Origin of the sequence: Methanoregula sp. (assembly GCF_002835825.1) — an archaeon.
Classification (GTDB): domain Archaea; phylum Halobacteriota; class Methanomicrobia; order Methanomicrobiales; family Methanospirillaceae; genus Methanoregula.
Genome location: NZ_PIZH01000173.1, coordinates 1 through 4,730, shown reverse-complemented (window position 1 = coordinate 4,730; position 4,730 = coordinate 1). Strand labels below are relative to the sequence as shown.

Sequence of the window (4,730 nt, the reverse complement as noted above, 5' to 3'; positions counted from 1 at the left end):
CCCACCCCGGCGGACACGATGAATGAATCCAGCCGGCCGGGTGACGACGTTTATGACCATGTGCACGCCGCCCGGCAGCGGGAGCCGCCGATTCCTTCCGACAAGACGTATGTCGGGACCTTGTCGGTGCTACGCGACAAGGCCGATGAAGATCTCCATTCCCTTATGAGCCGGGCCGCGAATGCGACCGGGACAACGACCGACCGGAACACTGCCCTCATCGGTCAGTTCTACCGATCGGGTATGGACACGCAGGCGATCGATGCCGAAGGGCTCGAAACGCTTTCTAAAGACCTTGCCGCGATCGATGCAATCGGCTCCCGGGAGGATCTCGCAAATGTCACGGTCATCCTGCTGGAGCATGGGGCAACCCCGCTCTATTTCTACCAGGGCGAGGTCAATACACGGAACACCACCGAAGTGATCGCAACGCTCTGGCAGGGCGGGCTCGGTATGCCCGACCGCGACTATTACACACGGACGGACACTCGGAGCGTGGCAACGCAGGAGGCGTACCAGGACCATATCAGGAAGGTACTGGTCCTCTCCGGAGAATCCGGAGCACAGGCCGCCGCGGATGCAAAGAGGATCTATGCCATGGAGAAGTCCCTTGCTCTCGGCCAGTTCACCAATGAGGAGAACCGCGACGCGCAGCGAATAACCCATGTCTACGCCCTTGCGGAAGTGAAGGAGCGCTGGCCGTCGATCGGATGGGACCGGCTTACGTCCATTCCGGGTTCCGGGCCGGTGACGAAGGTGAACGTGTACCAGCCGAAGTTCCTGGACACCCTGGAGAAAGAGATCTCGACAGCCCCGCTCGCGGACTGGAAACTCTATCTCCGGTACCGGCTGATCGATGAAACCTCTCCGTACCTCGGCGCAGCTTTCGAGGAGGAACATTTTGTTTTCTATGACCGGACTCTCGATGGCGTGACCGAGATGCTGCCCCGGTGGAAACGGGTCGTGCGCACCGGGGACTCCCAGCTGGGCGACCTCGTCGGAAAACAATACGTTGCCGAATACGTCGACCCCCGTACCCGTGACATGGTGACCGGGATGTTCCAGACGATCCGGCACGCGTTCGATGCACGGATCGGGAACCTCACCTGGATGGGCAGCGCCACAAAAGAACGAGCCCGGGAGAAACTCGCGGTCATGCGCCAGAAGGTCGCATACCCGGACACATGGATGGATTACGCGGGCCTGGAACTCACTAGCTCCTACAGCGGCAATGTCCTTGCAGCCTCGGCATACAACCTGATCCACGGGCCCCTGGGACTCGGACGGATCGGCCGGCCGGTTGACCCGGATGTCTGGTTCATGTCACCGCAGACCGTGAATGCGTATTACAACCCGTCAACAAACGAGATTGTCTTCCCCGCAGCGATCCTCCAGCCGCCGTTCTTTGACCCGGATGCGGATGCCGCAAGGAACTACGGCGCTCTCGGTGCGGTGGTTGCCCACGAGATGACGCACGGGTTCGACGATCAGGGCCGGCAGTATGACAAGGACGGGAACCTTGCAGACTGGTGGACGGAAGAGGATGCAGCGCAGTTCAACAGCCGCACTGCACTCCTCGTGAGCGAGTATAATGAGTTCGAGGTCCTTCCCGGCCTCACCATCAACGGTAACCTGACCCTGGGGGAGAACATCGCGGACCTCGGGGGCGTAACGATTGCCTACCATGCCTGGAAGAGTGCCGCAGGACCGGCACCTGATCCGGTAAAGGAGCGGGAGTTTTTCTATGCCTTTGCCCAGGTCTGGCGGGAGAACGCCCGGGAGGAGGCGGAGCGGAACTGGGTTTACACCGACCCGCATTCAGCATCGAAATACCGGGTCAATGGCGTTGTCTTCAATATCCCCGAATTCTATGAGGCCTTCCCGGAGATCCAGCCGGGCGATGCCCTGTACCGGAACGAGAGCGAGCGGGCGGCGATCTGGTAATTTTTTTTTCGATTCTCCCCAGTTAGGAAGCACGAAAAATTTTGATGGCTTCCTCTGCTCGCTACGCTCGGCATTTCCCGGGGGGCCCGGTGCCTCTTCGCCGGGTGAGTGATTGTTCGGCGGTTTGAGAACAAATACGTGTACGGAATTACACCCTTTTTTTAAGGCGAGATGTTTAGTGAAATCAAACAGCAATCTCAATTAATTATAAAAATAATTTTAATAGTACTATGCCACGAGGCAGACGACCGCTCGCAGCCATCGCAGATGCACAACAATTCGCGGAGAAAATGGGCTACCAATGGCAGGAGAACACGGACCATCCGGATCTCGGCTACGATCTTTTTGTTTTCAAACCGAGCAACGCGTTCCTCCTCCGGGTCCGGGTGTTGCGGAACCACATCAGCGCGGAAGATTTCTATGAAGACCTGCTCAAAGATGAACTCGCAGAAGTCCGAAGCCTGCCGTTCCCGAAATGGATGCCCCGCGAGATCTGGCTCCGGACGCAGCACGAGCGGACGTTCCGCCGGCTCCGGATCTACGATGTGGCTGTCGGCGAGATCGGGTTCTGGGAGCCGGACGGGTATGTCAATAAGCATGCCCGGGACTGACACCCGGCCCGGGGGTGCCCCAGTCACTGTCGCAACGGGGGGTGCCTGGGAAGAGTCTCTCCCGGGGGTACCCCTCTCCGACGGAGAATTTCCGGGCCGGTTTTGTGAAAAAATTCGGCAGTGGAAATGGTGCCAACGCCCGAAAAGAATACCGTTATAATCGCGTTTTTCGGCAAACGGGAGCCATTCTTTCGAATAAAACCGTGCTCTTTATTCGCGTGAGAAATTGCGCAAAAATGGTGTGACCTGCACTTTTTTTGCGGGAGCCGGGTGCAGCCGGTGCCCGCTATGAGCGAAATTTTGATGGGGATCTTCATGGCTGGAAACGTGGAGATCCCGGAATGAGAAAAAGGGGCGGATCCTCTCAAAGAGCAGGGCCGGTAAGGTCTGGAAAGTGGACCTGTACTGGAGATCCTCTTACCGGTAATGCACTCTCCATCGACGATCTCCCGTTTCTCTCCTCTCTTTTTGGTTTCCCGCTTTCTGTCAGTAGCATCAGACCCCGCTCTGTCCGGTTTCCGCACACACAAAAAAAGTCCGGGCCTTTACCAACCGTGTCCTGAGCATCTGGTTGCAGGGCCCTGCATTCCGTAAAGCACAATACCCTGCGACGCACATTTCCCGGACAGGAATGTGAATCCTGTATGGACCCGATCAGCAAGGTGAACCTGGAACGGATCACAAACGGCATCTACGCGTTCACGATGACCCTGATGGTCAGGAACATCACGACGCCTGCGGCAGGCTCGATAACAACCGACACCTCCTTTGTGCTCTACCTTGTCTCGGTCATCCTGGAGATCATCGATTTTACCGGCGCCTTCCTGATACTCGGCATGTTCTGGCTCTTTTATTTCCAGATGTTCCACCGGATCAAAAACTTCGACTTCCGGTTCATCTACCTCCATCTCCTTTCGCTGATGATTGTAGTCTTCGTGCCCTTCACCCAGAGTTTTGCGTCCATGAGCGACGAGGTCCCGGCCTCGAATATCCTCTACCAGATCAATTACTTCGCCCTCTCCCTTGTCCTGGTCTGGCAGTGGCACCATGCCCGCACGCACAAAGAACTTCTTGAACCGGCACTTGAGGAGGCCGAGGCATCGTTCCTGGCAAAGAAATTTCTCGTGCCCCTCGGTGTTGCGGTGCTCGGGATCCTGTTCGTGATCGGGGGGATCGGGTACATCGACATCCTGTACCTGGTCCCTTTTTTGATCCTGCTGGTGTTTTTCCGGAACGGGCCGGTGAAATGCGGGGAAGGGTAGGAAGAATGTGCAGGGGACCGATTCGAAGGTACTTACTCATAAAAGAGTGAGGATTCCCCCCCACCCCGCTGATGCGGGGAGTCGGCGCGACGCCTCGTCGGGTCGCGCCTGGGCAAGAGACCGTATGCAAATTTTCATACTGGTAAATGCGTAGCGTAAAAGTCGATAGACCTTTTGCGCGTTGGGCATCACAATAGTTCATAAAAAAAAGTAGGACAAATTATTGTGCTGACAAATAAGAATTGGCAACTGATCGTATTCGATCTTTAAGTTTGAATAGATCTGCAATATTTTCGATAGGCACTTTTGTTTCCTGCCTGTCGTTGTTATCAAAAAGGGCGACATATTTTTGTTTTCCATCGAAATACAAACGACAGAGTGGTTTCCGGTTATTGTCATCGAATAAGATTGCGCAATAACTTTTTGCATCCCGCATTACAATTTTCGAAGGATCAACAATGTCGTGAAGCATTGCCTTGACAAAGTAGTATCCCTCCCACTCATCTTCTGTTGTGACTATTCCATCATTTTTTGGACTGATCTCTTGAGTCGGCGTTACCGAAAGGACATCTTCATTTGGGGCAACCGCAGGTTTTGGTTGCATCGCAGATTTCAAACGTTCGTTGATTTTATCAGACAAAAACTGGTCAAGTGAGTCTTTTGTTATTGATGTAAACTGATCAATTGCCTTTTGCGTCAATTTTTTCTTATACACTTTTTGCGCAAAGAATCTCACAAATTCACCGGATGGGTTTGAGAATTCTTTGTCAGCAACCTGCATGATTTCTTTTGTGTATTTCAAACGGGATGCGTCATCATACAGATTATCCAGGTCAAGGGAATGCTTCGCATATTTTTTTAATTGTTCTATCAGTTGTTCATCAAGGTTTGAGAGATCAATTTCCAGAAATGG

General features: G+C 54.2%; 3 protein-coding genes and 1 pseudogene. 3 read left to right on the top strand and 1 reads right to left on the bottom strand.

The window, feature by feature from the left end; genetic code table 11:
- The 3 genes from CW742_RS07450 to CW742_RS07440 form a co-directional block, all read left to right on the top strand.
- Positions 1–1,944, top strand: a 1,944-nt coding sequence (locus CW742_RS07450) for a M13 family metallopeptidase (RefSeq protein WP_292418585.1), incomplete at its 5' end; no start/stop codon positions are given.
- Between the two features lie 230 nt (positions 1,945–2,174).
- Positions 2,175–2,555, top strand: a complete 381-nt coding sequence (locus tag CW742_RS07445) for a hypothetical protein (RefSeq protein ID WP_292418582.1) — start codon at positions 2,175–2,177, stop codon at positions 2,553–2,555.
- A gap of 644 nt (positions 2,556–3,199) precedes the next feature.
- Positions 3,200–3,817 (top strand): TMEM175 family protein, encoded by a 618-nt coding sequence (locus CW742_RS07440; protein WP_292418579.1) that lies wholly within the window; start codon positions 3,200–3,202, stop codon positions 3,815–3,817.
- A gap of 220 nt (positions 3,818–4,037) precedes the next feature.
- Here the strand turns inward: CW742_RS07440 and CW742_RS07435 are convergent.
- Positions 4,038–4,730: pseudogene (locus CW742_RS07435) on the bottom strand (restriction endonuclease); the annotation flags it as partial.